Annotated in this window: 11 protein-coding genes; 7 read left to right on the plus strand and 4 right to left on the minus strand. The window is 53.5% G+C overall.

Annotated features, from left to right (window positions below):
- Window positions 1–28: 28 nt before the first annotated feature.
- Window positions 29–1348: an MFS transporter gene (locus tag ACWWFX_RS16595; RefSeq protein ID WP_473224288.1), complete on the minus strand. Its 1320-nt coding sequence runs from the start codon at window positions 1346–1348 to the stop codon at window positions 29–31.
- Window positions 1349–1745: 397 nt separating this feature from the next.
- Here ACWWFX_RS16595 and ACWWFX_RS16600 point away from each other — a divergent pair, with 397 nt between their 5' ends.
- Window positions 1746–2546, plus strand: a complete 801-nt coding sequence (locus ACWWFX_RS16600) for a YdcF family protein (RefSeq protein ID WP_473224289.1) — start codon at window positions 1746–1748, stop codon at window positions 2544–2546.
- A gap of 48 nt (window positions 2547–2594) precedes the next feature.
- On the opposite strand, the gene gap is transcribed toward ACWWFX_RS16600, so the two are convergent.
- Complete coding sequence (gene gap, locus ACWWFX_RS16605) at window positions 2595–3596, minus strand: type I glyceraldehyde-3-phosphate dehydrogenase (RefSeq protein WP_473224290.1); 1002 nt, start codon at window positions 3594–3596, stop codon at window positions 2595–2597.
- Window positions 3597–3794: 198 nt separating this feature from the next.
- On the opposite strand from gap, the gene cybB reads away from it, so the two are divergent.
- The 6 genes from cybB (at window position 3795) to ACWWFX_RS16635 (ending at window position 8878) form a co-directional block, all read left to right on the plus strand.
- A complete protein-coding gene (gene cybB, locus ACWWFX_RS16610; protein WP_231827352.1) occupies window positions 3795–4325 on the plus strand; it encodes a cytochrome b561 in 531 nt (176 codons plus the stop codon).
- Between the two features lie 89 nt (window positions 4326–4414).
- Complete coding sequence (gene leuE / locus ACWWFX_RS16615) at window positions 4415–5053, plus strand: leucine efflux protein LeuE (protein ID WP_231827351.1); 639 nt, start codon at window positions 4415–4417, stop codon at window positions 5051–5053.
- Between the two features lie 281 nt (window positions 5054–5334).
- A complete protein-coding gene (locus tag ACWWFX_RS16620; RefSeq protein WP_456145493.1) occupies window positions 5335–5490 on the plus strand; it encodes a Hok/Gef family protein in 156 nt (51 codons plus the stop codon).
- A gap of 142 nt (window positions 5491–5632) precedes the next feature.
- Entirely contained in the window at window positions 5633–5908 is a 276-nt protein-coding gene (locus ACWWFX_RS16625; protein WP_015964534.1) for a metal/formaldehyde-sensitive transcriptional repressor, read from the plus strand.
- Window positions 5909–5932: 24 nt separating this feature from the next.
- Window positions 5933–7051 carry an S-(hydroxymethyl)glutathione dehydrogenase/class III alcohol dehydrogenase gene (locus ACWWFX_RS16630; protein WP_473224291.1) on the plus strand — a complete coding sequence of 373 codons (1119 nt, stop codon included), beginning with the start codon at window positions 5933–5935 and terminating at the stop codon, window positions 7049–7051.
- A 150-nt stretch (window positions 7052–7201) separates the two neighbouring features.
- Window positions 7202–8878, plus strand: a complete 1677-nt coding sequence (locus ACWWFX_RS16635) for a methyl-accepting chemotaxis protein (protein WP_473224292.1) — start codon at window positions 7202–7204, stop codon at window positions 8876–8878.
- A gap of 38 nt (window positions 8879–8916) precedes the next feature.
- Here the strand turns inward: ACWWFX_RS16635 and ACWWFX_RS16640 are convergent, their stop codons facing one another.
- Both ACWWFX_RS16640 and ACWWFX_RS16645 read right to left on the minus strand, forming a co-directional pair.
- Window positions 8917–11295 (minus strand): glucose/quinate/shikimate family membrane-bound PQQ-dependent dehydrogenase, encoded by a 2379-nt coding sequence (locus ACWWFX_RS16640; protein ID WP_473224293.1) that lies wholly within the window; start codon window positions 11293–11295, stop codon window positions 8917–8919.
- A gap of 285 nt (window positions 11296–11580) precedes the next feature.
- A complete protein-coding gene (locus ACWWFX_RS16645; RefSeq protein ID WP_276221405.1) occupies window positions 11581–12504 on the minus strand; it encodes a LysR substrate-binding domain-containing protein in 924 nt (307 codons plus the stop codon).
- Window positions 12505–12553 lie beyond the last annotated feature (49 nt).

Here is a 12553-nt window from a genome sequence, read left to right on the forward strand (position 1 = left end):
GTTGCGTATCGGGCTGCATAAAGCATGATTACAACCCCGACGTCTGCACATTCACCGCATCAATTCGACGGCTACGGCTGGCAAAGAAGATGGCAATCAGCGAGATGGTAACCGTTGCGCCCAAATACCATGCAACCGGAACCCAATCACCGTCATATTTCGCCAGCAGGCCCGTTGCGATAAGCGGGGCGGTGCCGCCCGCCAGCGCGGCGCCAATCTGATAACCCAGCGTAATGCCGGTGTAGCGCACGTTAGCGCTAAAAATTTCTGAACACAGTGTGCCCAGAACGGCGGTGATCGGTGCCCAGAGAATACCGAACATCACGACGGTCGCCAGCATAATCGCCCAGGTGGTGCCGGTGTCGAGCAGCATGAACCACGGTACGATAAACAGCCCCAGCAGCGCGACGCTCACTGCGTACATGCGTTTGCGGCCAATTTTATCGGACAGCAACCCCATCAGCGGAATCATTACCGTCGCAACCAGTGCGCCGAGCGTGACGGCCTCCAGCACTTGTGATTTCTGGTAGGCGAGGGTGGTCGTGGCATAACTCACAATGAAGGTTGAGAAGATATAGAACGGCGCGGTTTCGACAACTTTCAGACCTGCCGCAATCAACACTTCACGCCAGTGATGCGTCAGCGTATCGCGCAGCGGCGCTTTCGCCACCTGACCGGACTGCTTCACCTTCTTAAACTCTGGCGTCTCATCGATATCTTTACGGATCCACAGCCCCAGCAATACCAGCACTGCACTCATCAGGAACGGAATGCGCCAGCCCCATGAGAGAAACTGCTCCTCGCTAAACAGCGTCATCAGCGACACGATAAAGGTCGCCATCAGCATACCAATGGTCACGCCCGCTTGCGGAATGCTGCCGAAAAATCCTTTACGTTTTTCTGGTGCATATTCATAGGCCAGCAGCAACGCGCCGCCCCATTCACCGCCAATTCCCATTCCCTGAATAATACGCATCAGAATCAACAGAATGGGCGCCCAGATGCCAATCTGGTCGTAGGTCGGCAGCAGACCAATCATGACGGTTGCACCGCCCATCAGCGAGAGTGTGAGCACCAGCGTTCTTTTACGGCCAATACGATCGCCAATGTGGGCAAAGAGTACGCCGCCAATCGGACGAATAAAGAAAGTCAGCGAGAAAGAAAGGTAAGAGAGGATGAGCCCAATAACCGGGTCGACCATTGGGAAGAAGATTTTATTGAACACCAGCGCCGCGGCGGTGCCGTACAGAAAATAATCAAACCATTCAATGGAGCTGCCGGTCAAACTGGCAATCAAGACCCGTTTGTTTTTTTTCAGGATCGTACTGCTGCTTTCGTGCGTCGTCATGAAGGAAAACTCCCGCCACATTAAGTTAGAATCAGGTGCCACCTGATGCCTCAAAGGTGCAACCTGCAATGTGTTAAAAAGGTTGCTTGTTTGTTAAGCAACTTAGAGGTGGGCGCTATTTTTAGCAAGGGTGAGCAGGATATTTATACACAAAAAGCAGGCATTTTGATGATTGAATCATTTGCAAAATGAATGATTGATAGTTTGATGTTCTTTACTATGGTGCGATGTTAGTGATTTATTCAGGTGCAACCGCATCGTTTTTAGATATTTCTGGTTATTTCAAGAATGTTACAAAAATGCAGGCCAGGTAAAATTAACGCTTTCGGAGTGATCTACTGTCATGAAGGTTCAGACACGTTATCCTGTGCTAACAAACTCACAGAGAGGGAGGATTATGCTAACGACATTGCCACAATTACCCGATAGCACACTTACGGCTGCCAATTTACTAGGGAGCTGGCTCGCGCAAAATGATTTTGCCTCCCGACCTCAAGCAGACGATTTTGACGTGTTGGTGCTGGCGGGGAACGCCGTTATTCCTGTCATCGATGCGGCCTGTCAGCTGGCGGCGGATGAGGAAAAAACGCTGTTGATCAGCGGCGGTATCGGCCATTCAACGACCTTTCTTTATGCCGCGATAGCCCAGCATCCGCATTATAACACCTTGCGTACCACCGGGTTATCTGAAGCGGCAATCCTTGCGGAGATTGCACATCAATTCTGGAAAATCCCGCGCGAGAATATTCTGGTTGAGGATGCATCGACGAACTGCGGTGAAAATGCGCGTTTTACCCGGCACATGTTAGATGCCCAGGGGATTACCGTTAAAAAAGGTATCGTCGTGCAGGACCCAACCATGCAGCGTCGTACGATGGCGACGTTTGAACATGTCTGGCGGGACGCGGAAAATGCGCCGCACTGGCGTAGTTATCCCGGATGTCAGCCGGAACTCTTCAACAGTGAGAACGGCGTAGCGTTTAAAGGGGATGACACCGGATTGTGGCCGGTGGAGCGATATCTCTCATTAATTATCGGTGAATTGCCACGCATACGTGATGATGAACAGGGGTACGGGCCGTGCGGTAAAAACTTTATTGCTCATGTGGATATTCCGCTGGCGGTTGAGCAGGCCTGGCAGCAGTTAACGCAAGACGCCACGCTGCGGGAAATGTCGGCCATGCGGGCATTGCGCTAAGAGGCCGCGAATGACGCCCGGAAAGGAACGTTTCCGGGCGTTGTCTTTTTACAGTTTGGCGTATTTTTCCAGTACGCGAGTCAACTGAGTCACAAACCCGTATTCGTTATCGTACCAGGCGACCGTTTTGACCAGTTGCAGATCGCCTGCTTCTGTCACCTCGGTTTGCGTGGCGTCGAAAACGGAACCAAAGTGCGTACCGATAATATCGGTCGATACGATGTCATCGTTGGTGTAGCCAAACGACTCATTATTTTCTGTCGCTTTTTTCAGCGCGGCATTCACGTCATCGACGGTGACTTTTTTACCCAAAATCGAAACCAGTTCGGTCACAGAACCGGTTTTCGTCGGCACACGCTGGGCATGGCCTTTCAGTTTACCGACAAGGGCAGGGATAACCAGCCCGATCGCTTTTGCCGCCCCCGTCGTATGCGGGATAATATTTTCCGCTGCGGCACGAGAAGCGCGCAGATCTTTGCTGCGAGGCCCGTCAACCAGTGCCTGAGTCCCGGTATAGGCATGGATAGTGGTCATGGTGCCCACTTTGATCTCGAATGCATCATGCAATGCTTTTGCCATTGGCGCCAGACAGTTGGTGGTGCAGGAAGCGACAGAAATAATCGTGTCGCTGGCGTTGAGCGTGTCATCATTCACGTTGTAAACCAGCGTTTTGATGTCACCCGCCGGAGCAGATATCAGTACTTTTTTTGCCCCCGCATCGATATGCGCCTGCGATTTTTCAGCTGAGGTATAGAAACCCGTACATTCGACGACGATTTCTGCGCCTTCCGTTTTCCACGGGATGTTCTTCGCCTCTTTTTCCGCAAAGACTTTAATCGTTTTACCGTTAACAATCAGCGAGTTGTCGCTGAAATCAACGCTCCACGGGAACGGCCCGTAGTTGGAATCGTACTTCAGCAAATATGCCAGTACTTTTGGCGACGTAAGATCGTTAATTGCGACAACTTCATTGCTGCTCGAGGTTTCCAGCAGACGACGCAGGACCAGTCGACCAATACGCCCAAATCCGTTAATGCCAATTTTACTCATAATGTTCTCCATCAGCTCGGGGTGATACGGTTTTTTTACTTATCCAGGCTTAGTTCAGCATTAGCGGATGGGCAACCCGATTTTGTCTGTAACGCATCAATGAGGTGAATAGAACCAAAGTAACTGCTGAAAAGTTAATGAATTTTTAAGTAAAAACGGCTATTTTGCTTTTTTGTTAATTACTTATCAGGGGTCGCTATGCGCGATAAATACTCAGGCCTGCAAATAGGCATTCACTGGCTGGTCTTCTTACTGGTTATTATTGCTTACTGTGCGATGGAATTCCGTGGCTTCTTTCCGCGTAGCGCGCGTCCGGTTATCAACATGGTGCACGTCTCCTGTGGCATCTCCATTCTGGTGCTGATGGTGGCGCGTTTGCTGATTCGCCTGAAACGCCCGGCGCCGCCGATTGTACCGAAACCTAAGCCAATGATGACGGGCATGGCGCATCTGGGGCATCTGGCGATTTACCTGCTGTTTATTGCATTGCCGATTATTGGTCTGGTGATGATGTATAACCGGGGAAATCCGTGGTTTGCTTTTGGGATAACCATGCCGCATGCGGCGGAATCGAATTTCGATATTGTCGATACAATGAAGGAATATCACATTCTGCTGGCAAATATTGGTTACTGGCTGATTGGACTTCATGCCCTGGCCGCGCTGGCGCATCATTATGTCTGGAAAGACAATACGCTGCTGCGCATGATGCCGCGTAAACGGGGTTAATCATAAGTAAACTGAATAGTCCTTTATTGGCCATGTGGCGTGCGTTACCATACCGCCACGATGGTTAATATTGTGTAAGGAAGAGCAGGGTGTTCGCAGATTTTGGCGTACTAAATTACTGGACGTATGTGGTCGGGGCGATTTTTATCATTCTGGTGCCGGGGCCAAATACCTTCTTTGTCCTGAAAACGGGCGTGGCTCACGGTATTCGTGGCGGCTACATGGCAGCGCTGGCGGTCTTTATCGGCGATGCGGTGCTGATGTTCCTCTCTTATGCGGGCGTGGCGACGCTCATTAAAACCACTCCGGTGCTGTTTAATCTGGTGCGCTATCTGGGGGCGATTTATCTGCTCTATCTGGGCGGGAAAATGCTCTACAGTACGCTGAAGCGTAAAGCCGGAGAACCAGAAGCGCACGCCGAGCCGGGTCATGCAATTTTCAAACGCGCGCTGACGCTGAGCTTAACCAATCCCAAAGCGATTTTGTTTTATGTCTCGTTCTTCGTGCAGTTTATTGACGTGAAATCGGCTACGCCGGGGCTGGCATTCTTTATCCTGGCGCTGACGCTTGAGCTGGTGAGCTTTACCTATTTAAGCTTCCTGATCGTGTCGGGCTCGCTGGTGACGCGGTATGTGAAAACCCGTAAGAAGCTGGCGAAGATTGGCAATAGCCTGATTGGGCTGGTGTTTGTGGGTTTCGCGGCGCGACTGGCGACGCTGCAGTCTTAAGTCACTTTTTGCCGGATGCACCTGTATCCGGCACCCCTCTAAAGCAATCATTCCTTTCTTACGAGTCCATTTCCAGACTGCTGAGTTTCACCGTGAAGGTGTAAAATCGCGGCGGGTGCTTGAGGCTATCTGTCTCAGGCAAACACCAAAAGGCAGATAGAGAAAAGCCCCGGAAACATTGAGCGTCTTGCAGGACGCTTAACACTTACCGAGGCCACAATCTATGCCCAACAGCATTAGATTAGCCTCTTACAGACCTACGGGTCAAGGAGAAGCAGGCTATGAAATGGCAACGTTCAGGCTTAATTGCCCTGGTTATCATCTGTATCACCGTGATTTTAGCGGTGTTGGCGATGCGGCGGGACCTCTGCGAGGTCCACTTCCGGACAAACCAGACGGAGGTTACTGTTTCTACAGTGTGCGACTCTAAACAGTAAGAGACAAGGCGGGGAGCGATCCCCGCCAATCTCAATGGTTGGCTGGCGTCCTCAATGCACCCCATGACACATTCATTTGGTGATTGTTTTACATTCACATCATATCGATGATAGTATACCCCCCTATACTAATGGAGGGCGTATGCCGCATTCCCCTGACGATAAAAAACGGGCGCTAACCCGCGTACGCCGCATTAAAGGGCAGGTTGATGCTCTTGAACGCGCGCTGGAATCCGGCGAGCCGTGCCTGACTATTCTGCAACAGATCGCTTCAATTCGCGGGGCCGCCAATGGCCTGATGGGCGAACTGGTTGAAATGCACCTTAAAGACGAGCTGGTAAGCGGCGAAACGACGCCCGATCAGCGCGCCGTGCGCATGGCTGAAGTCGGTCATCTGCTACGATCTTATCTAAAATAAAACATCATAAAGGAAGGGACCGCTATGAAATCACGTGCAGCTGTCGCGTTTGGCCCTGGTCAACCGCTGAAAATTGTTGAAATCGATGTCGCACCGCCGAAAAAAGGCGAAGTACTGGTAAAAATTACCCATACCGGGGTTTGCCATACCGACGCGTTTACCTTATCCGGCGATGATCCGGAAGGCGTGTTCCCGGCGGTGCTGGGTCATGAAGGCGGCGGCATCGTTGTTGAAGTGGGCGAAGGCGTCACCAGCCTGAAACCGGGCGATCATGTTATTCCGCTTTATACCGCCGAATGTGGGGAGTGTAAGTTCTGTAAGTCTGGCAAAACTAACCTTTGTCAGGCCGTTCGCGCCACCCAGGGGAAAGGGTTGATGCCGGATGGCACCACCCGTTTCTCCTATAACGGTGAACCGATTTTCCATTACATGGGCACCAGTACGTTCAGCGAATACACCGTGTGTGCCGAGATCTCACTGGCGAAAGTGAACCCGCAGGCACCGCTGGACAAAGTTTGTCTGCTGGGTTGCGGAGTCACGACCGGTATCGGCGCGGTGCATAACACCGCAAAAGTAAAAGAGGGCGATACCGTTGCGATCTTCGGTCTGGGCGGCATCGGCCTGGCGGCGATCCAGGGGGCGGTACAGGCGAAAGCGGGACGCATTCTGGCCATTGATACCAACCCGGAGAAATTCAAGCTGGCGAAAGAGATGGGCGCGACCGATTTCATTAACCCGAAGGATTACGATAAACCGGTTCAGGATGTCATTGTCGAAATGACCGACGGTGGCGTTGATTTTAGCTTCGAATGTATCGGAAACGTCGACGTCATGCGAGCCGCGCTGGAATGCTGCCATAAAGGTTGGGGCGAAAGCGTCATCATCGGCGTTGCGGGTGCAGGTCAGGAGATCAAGACCCGTCCGTTCCAGCTGGTGACCGGCCGCGTATGGCGTGGTTCTGCCTTTGGCGGCGTGAAAGGCCGTTCCCAGTTGCCGGGTATGGTAGAAGACGCCATGGCGGGCAAAATTCAGCTTGATCCGTTCATTACGCACCGTCTGCCGCTGGAGCAAATCAACGAAGCGTTTGATCTGATGCACGAGGGGAAATCCATTCGTACAGTTATTCATTTCGGCGACGCGTAATCCCAGGCGTCCTCTCCCGTCGGGGAGGACGTTTTTTACGCCAAATTGTGACCCACCTTGCGCTTTTAGCCATAATCAAATCCTCTGACTTGCCGATGACAATCTTACGGGCGTGTTTGTACGCCGCTTACCTGAAGAGAGTCGATTGGCATGGACAAGACTAAAACACAACACCAGACCCAAAAACTCAGTTTCCTGCACCATATTCGTTTAGTTCCGCTTTTCTCCGCTATTCTCGGCGGCATCATTCTGCTGTTTGCCCTAAGCTCCGGGCTGGCGGGTTATTTCCTGTTGCAGGCGGAACAGGATCAAAAAGATGTCACCGAAGAATTGCAGGTGCGGATGGGCTTATCAAACAGCTCTAACCATCTGCGCACGACGCGTATTGAGCTAATCCACGCCGGTGCGGCGAGCCGGATTGCTGAAATGGATGAGATGAAACGCAATATTGCGACGGCGGAATCCCGCATGCAGCAGTCGCAGGTGGCGTTTACTCAATATCGTGAGCGTCGGGTGAAAACGTCAGCAGATAGTGCACTGGATAAAGAGCTCACCGCTCGCTATACCGCCTATATTGATGGCCTGAAGCCGATGCTGAAATACGCTAAAAATGGCATGTTTGAAGCGATCATTAATCATGAAAACGAACAGGCAAAACCGCTGGACGATCGCTATAACGCGGTGCTGCTGAAAGTGATTCAGATTCGTACCGACAGAGCCAACCACCTTACTGAGCTATCGCTTGAGCGTACCCGCCTTGGGCTGATGTTTATGGCGGCGGCCTTTGTGCTGGCGCTGGTGCTGACAATAATGACCTTCGTGGTGTTGCGCCGTATTGTGATTAAACCCTTGCAACACGCCGGGCAGCGTATCGCGCAAATCGCCAGCGGCGATCTCACCCAGCCGGATGAATCCGTCGGGCGCAGCGAAATCGGCCAACTCAGCTTTAACCTGCAAAAAATGCAGCATGCGCTGGTGCAAACGGTGGGCACGGTACGCCAGGGGGCAGAGGAAATCTATCGTGGGACTAGCGAAATCTCGGTGGGGAATACGGATCTCTCTGCACGAACCGAACAACAGGCAGCTGCTATTGAACAGACCGCCGCCAGCATGGAAGAGCTCACCGCAACAGTAAAACAAAACGCCGATAACGCCCATCACGCCAGCAAACTGGCGGAAGATGCCTCCGGGAAAGCAACGCGTGGTGGGCAACTGGTCACGGGCGTGGTCGCGACAATGGGCAATATTTCTACCAGTTCGAAGAAGATCTCCGAAATTACTGCGGTGATCAATAGTATTGCCTTCCAGACCAATATCCTGGCTCTTAACGCGGCGGTGGAAGCGGCGCGTGCCGGTGAGCAGGGGCGTGGGTTCGCGGTGGTTGCCAGCGAAGTGCGCACGCTCGCCAGTCGTAGCGCGCAGGCGGCAAAGGAGATTGAAGGGCTGATTTCTGAATCTGTCACCCTGATTGAGCGCGGTTCGGATGAAGTGGTGAACGCAGGGGCAACGATGACGGAAATTGTTGATGCGGTGAAACGGGTGACCGACATTATGCTGGAAATCGCGGCGGCGTCTGATGAACAGAGTCGCGGGATTTTGCAGGTCAGCCAGGCGATTACCGAGATGGATAACGTCACCCAGCAGAATGCCTCGCTGGTGGAGGAAGCATCGGCAGCGGCGGCCTCGCTGGAGGCGCAGGCAGCACGATTAACCGAAGCGGTAGGGACGTTTCGTATTCCTTCGCGGCGCGGAGTGAAGAAAGAAAACGTCCCGGCTACCGCGCCGACGTTAGCCGTGGCAGGCGGCGATAGCTGGGAAGCGTTTTAGGTTAAAAGGTCGGGTGAGAAATCACCCGACATGGAGAGTTACTTTTGTGCGTCCGGCAGGGCGTATGCAATGATGTAATCACCACGGTCCGGGGACTGACGTGCGCCGCCTGCGTTGATGATGATGTACTGTTTGCCGGTTTTCGGCGACACATAAGTCATCGGGCCAGACTGGCTGCCCACCGGCAGTCGGTCTTTCCAGACTTCTTTCCCGGTTGCTGTATCAAAGGCGCGCAGATAGAAATCCTGCGTACCGGCGAAGAACAGCAGACCGGATTGCGTGGTCATCGACGCACCCAGCGTCGGCATCCCGATAGGGATCGGCATATGCATGCGGATACCCAACGGCCCGGTGTCTTCCACCGTACCAACCGGCACCTGCCAGACGATTTTGCCTGATTTCAGATCGACCGCTGACATCGTACCAAACGGCGGTTTCTGACACGGAATGCCCAGCGGCGACAGGAAGCGCTCGCGCATTGCACCATACGGTGTGCCTTCCATCGGGACAATCCCCATTTCGATACCGCTGGCATCTTTCGCCACTTTCGCGCGCGGTACCATATAGTTCGCCAGACCGAGGCGCATATCGTTAACGAACATCAGGCTGTTGTTCGGGTCAACGGAAACGCTGCCCCAGTTCATGCCGCCCAGCGAGCCGGGGTATTGCAGTGAACGATCTTCGCCCGGAGGGGTGAAAATGCCCTGATGGCGCATCTCTTTAAACTGAATACGGCACAGCAGCAAATCGATTGGCGTTGCGCCCCACATATCCGATTCTTTCAGCGTTTCGTTGCCAATCATCGGCATACCGACGGAATACGGCTGAGTAGGGGAATAACGTTCGCCTTTAACATCACCTGCCGGAACCGGGCGCTCTTCGACTTTTGCCACCGGCTTGCCGGTTTCGCGGTTAAGCATGAAGATCATACCCTGCTTGCTGGTTTGTACCAGTACCGGCGTGGTGCCGCCTTTGCCGTCAGGCAAATCGGTCAGCAATGGCTGAGAAGGCAGGTCGAAATCCCACAGATCGTGGTGCGTGGTCTGATAATGCCAGCGCACTTTCCCGGTGGTCGCATCAACGGCAACAATAGACGAGCTGTATTTATCATCCAGCGCCGTACGTTCACCCGCCCAGAAATCGGGTGTCGCATTACCGGTCGGTAAGTAGACCAGATTCAGTTTGGCGTCATATGACATCGCGGACCACACGTTTGGCGTGCCGCGCGTGTAGGTCTGGCCTTCCGGCGGCAGCCCGGTAATATTCGGGTTACCCGGATCCCACGCCCACGCCAGTTTACCGGTGTGCACGTCATAAGCACGCACCACGCCCGGCGGTTCATCGGTGGAGAAGTTATCGGCAACGCGACCGCCCAGCACCACCACATTCCCGGCTACCAACGGTGTTGAGGTCTGCTGATAATAACCGGGCTTGATTTCGCCCATCCCGACGCTCAGATCAACCACGCCGTTATCACCAAAGTCGGCGCACGGTTTACCGGTATCGGCATTGATGGCGATAAGGCGCGCGTCGGTGGTTGGCAGGAACAGACGGCGCGGACAGGCGGCTGATGCGCTGTTATTTTCCGGGGATGCTACGCTTTGCGCCTCTTCGTAATAGCCTAACCCGCGGCAACGCTGCCAGTTTGGCGCCGTGGCTTTCGAATCATAACGCCACTTCTCTTTACCGCTGTCGACATCCAGCGCCAGCACTTTACTGTACGGCGTACAGACGAACAGCGTGTCGCCTACCTGTAGTGGGGTATTCTGATCTTCAGCGCCGGAACCATTACTGACCGGAATATCTCCGGTGTGCGCGACCCACGCCACCTGCAGCTTATCGACGTTCTGCTTGTTGATTTGATCCAGTGCAGCAAAGCGGTCGCCGTGAGTGGTATTCCCCCAGTGTGTCCAGTTCTTCTGCTGCTCGCCCGCGGTCACCGGTTTCACCGGAACCTCTTCATCTGCGCTCACCAGGGTATGGGTTTTGAACATGCCGCCCATGCTGGCCAGCAATACCACGGCGATGACAGCCGCCAGGCCAAAGGCCGGGCCCTTCTTCGCGTGCGGCGATACGGACAGGAACGGCCAGATAATGGCGCAAAGGAATGCCAGCACCCCAAAGGTGAACAGGCGTGAAAAGAGTGGCCAGAAATCCCAGCCTGCATCGCTGACAGACCAAATCAGCGCAATAATAAATGCCAGTGCATACAGCACTATCCCGCTGCGGCGATTACGTGCGATCAGCGCGGCAGCGACAATCATCACCAGTCCCATCAGCGCGAAGAACCAGGTTCCCCCCACGGTAGCGAGTTTAATGCCCAGCGCGCCCACGGCCAGACCGATGATAAACATCAGTCCGGCGAGAAGCCATTTAAGGACCCGGGGGAGTCCTTTGAGTGAAATGCCCGTTGCCATACTGTTCTCCTGATGACAGCCAAACCCGGATGAGTGAACCAAATGAATCACACATAAAGGGGGTGTTGTTTTAAATGAAAGAGAGCTGCTTGTTATTCGTGTTCATCCGATACTCATATGGATTACGAATGAACCATTTGGTTAATGTATGGCTATAATAGATCTGTTAAATCGCATTGCGCAATTGTTAATAAATGATTTCGCATTAATTGATCTATGGTGACGGGATCTGAGGTGAAGCGGTAGCCACCCTCTCCATGACGGAGAGGGCCGGAATGCGGAAGGTTAACCTGGCATTGATTTGCGAATGGCTGCCAGCAGCGTCTGCGCGCCGCTGGAAATAGGACTGTCTACGCGCGTCAACACGCCAATAGGCTCGCCCTGACCCTGAGTCGCGATGGGAAGCGAGGTTAACGCACCGCGTCGCAGGTCGTCTCTGACCGCACCGGACGGCACAAACCAGACGTAGTTGTAATCCACGGTTAACTGGCGGGAGAGCGAAGCCGACAGTGTTTCAATGCAACCCGCAGGCATTTTACAGCCCTGACTTTGCAGCAGCGTTTCCGCATTTTGTCGGGGAACGGTCCCTTTCGGAGAGACAACAACAGGCCACTCCATCACGCGGCTTAGCGTGATATTTTCATGCAGAAGAGGATGGTCCGGGCGCACCACTAGTTTGAGCGATTCCAGAAACAGCAGCTCATAGGTTAAGCCGGTCATCAGTTCCGGATCGGACATCCGGCCAATACCAAAATCAATATCCCCGGATTTCAGCGCCGCCAGCAGCATGGTGTTATTCATGGTCGCGACCTGCAACGTGACATCATGCTGTTGCTGATGAAACTGACCCAGCACCATCGGTAGTATCCCCAGCGCAGCAGTAGGCAGCGCGCCGATGCGGACGACATCGTGATGGCTGCCTTCTTTGCGGGTCAACGCCTGGCCGGCAGTATTTAGCGCATCCAGAACTTTCACCGCGTGGGTAAGAAACTGCTCGCCGACAAGCGTCAGCTGTGCGCCAAGACGCCCACGTTCGAATAAGCGGGTGCCGGTCAGTTGCTCCAGTTCATTGAGCGTTTTAGATAATGCCGGCTGGCTGAGATTAAGGGTTTCAGCCGCACGCCCCAGAGTTCCTTGTTGGGCGACGGCAACGAAAGTGTGCAGGTGGCGCAGACGAATGCGCTGACTAAAGAGAGCATTTTTTTCCATACGCGATGTTAAGAACAGATCGATAAGAGTGACAAGTAATACTGTTTAA

Source organism: Pseudocitrobacter sp. 2023LY-00077 (assembly GCF_055796175.1).

Coding starts and splice junctions, on each gene's coding strand:
- cybB (WP_231827352.1), top strand. CDS start 3,795: ATGCGCGATAAATACTCAGGCCTGCAAATAGGCATTCACTGGCTGGTC.
- ACWWFX_RS16595 (WP_473224288.1), bottom strand. CDS start 1,348: ATGACGACGCACGAAAGCAGCAGTACGATCCTGAAAAAAAACAAACGG.
- ACWWFX_RS16630 (WP_473224291.1), top strand. CDS start 5,933: ATGAAATCACGTGCAGCTGTCGCGTTTGGCCCTGGTCAACCGCTGAAA.
- ACWWFX_RS16640 (WP_473224293.1), bottom strand. CDS start 11,295: ATGGCAACGGGCATTTCACTCAAAGGACTCCCCCGGGTCCTTAAATGG.
- ACWWFX_RS16600 (WP_473224289.1), top strand. CDS start 1,746: ATGCTAACGACATTGCCACAATTACCCGATAGCACACTTACGGCTGCC.
- ACWWFX_RS16625 (WP_015964534.1), top strand. CDS start 5,633: ATGCCGCATTCCCCTGACGATAAAAAACGGGCGCTAACCCGCGTACGC.
- gap (WP_473224290.1), bottom strand. CDS start 3,596: ATGAGTAAAATTGGCATTAACGGATTTGGGCGTATTGGTCGACTGGTC.
- ACWWFX_RS16645 (WP_276221405.1), bottom strand. CDS start 12,504: ATGGAAAAAAATGCTCTCTTTAGTCAGCGCATTCGTCTGCGCCACCTG.
- ACWWFX_RS16620 (WP_456145493.1), top strand. CDS start 5,335: ATGAAATGGCAACGTTCAGGCTTAATTGCCCTGGTTATCATCTGTATC.
- ACWWFX_RS16635 (WP_473224292.1), top strand. CDS start 7,202: ATGGACAAGACTAAAACACAACACCAGACCCAAAAACTCAGTTTCCTG.